Here is a 1,199-nt window from a genome sequence, read left to right as displayed (position 1 = left end):
GCCGGGGCCGCGACGGTGGTGGTGCCGGTAGTGGCGCCCGCGGCGATAGTAATCACCGCGCCGTTAGAGAGCGTGACAGTAACAGGCGTACCCGCAGCATTAGTCAGAGTCGCGGTGTAGACGATGGAACCACCTTCAGCCACAGACTCCGTAGCCGAGAGGCTCAGAGTGGTGGTGTCCGGGGTATCGGTGACGCTGGTTTCAGCCGGCTTGTCGCTGACTTCCAGCTTCTCGTAGTTGCCACCGTCGGCTTTGGTGATGGTCGTGCTGAGCGAACTACCGCCCGCCAACGCATCGTTGGGTGCGGTGAAGTTGACGCTGGCGGACGACTCACCCACTGGAATGGTGATGGTCTGGCCATTAGACAGAGTCACTACGACCGGGGAACCAGTCACGGGAGCGGTGACCGACGCGGTGTACACCACGGTTCCACCTTCAGCCACGCTTGGTGTTGCAGTCAGACTGACAGTCGACGTATCGATGGTGTCAGTCACGTCGGTGACTGCTGGAGCTGGATTGGTTTCCAGGTTCTCGAAGTTGCCACCCTCGGCTTTGGTGATCGTTGCCTCGACCTTGCCGGCGTCCTTGTAGACATCATCGGCTGGCGCGGCGACAGTTGCCGTGCCCGAAGTGGCACCGGCAGCAATAGTGATCACGGCACCGTTACTCAAGGTCACAGTGACCGGAGTGCCAGCTGCATTGGTCAATGTGGCGGTGTAGACGATGGAGCCGCCTTCAGCCACGGACTCCGTAGCCGAGAGGCTCAGGGTTGTAGTGTCTGGAGTATCGGTAACCGAGGTCTCTGCCGGCTTGTCGCTGACTTCCAACTTCTCGTAGTTACCACCGTCGGCTTTGGTGATGGTGGTGCTCAGGGAGCTACCGCCAGCCAACGCATCGTTTGGCGCGGTGAAGTTGACGCTGGCGGACGATTCGCCCACCGGGATGGTGATGGTCTGACCGTTGGACAGAGTGACGACCACTGGAGAACCGGTCACTGGCGCGGTCACGGAGGCGGTGTACACCACGGTTCCACCTTCAGCCACGCTCGGCGTGGCAGTCAGGGAAACGGTGCTGGTGTCGATGGTATCGGTGACATCAGTCACAGCTGGAGTCGGGTTGGTCTCCAGGTGCTCGAAGTTGCCACCCTCGGCTTTGGTGATCGTTGCCTCGACCTTGCCGGCGTCTTTGTAGACGTCATC

At 60.8% G+C, this 1,199-nt stretch carries 1 protein-coding gene; it reads right to left on the bottom strand.

What is annotated here, in order from left to right:
- Nucleotides 1-1,199: immunoglobulin-like domain-containing protein (locus BLS75_RS31610; protein WP_176876787.1), on the bottom strand; the 1,199-nt coding region annotated here is incomplete at both ends.

It is taken from the genome of Pseudomonas sp. NFPP12, assembly GCF_900103205.1.
GTDB classification, from domain to species: domain Bacteria; phylum Pseudomonadota; class Gammaproteobacteria; order Pseudomonadales; family Pseudomonadaceae; genus Aquipseudomonas; species Aquipseudomonas protegens.
This window is presented reverse-complemented; position numbering and strand designations above follow the sequence as displayed.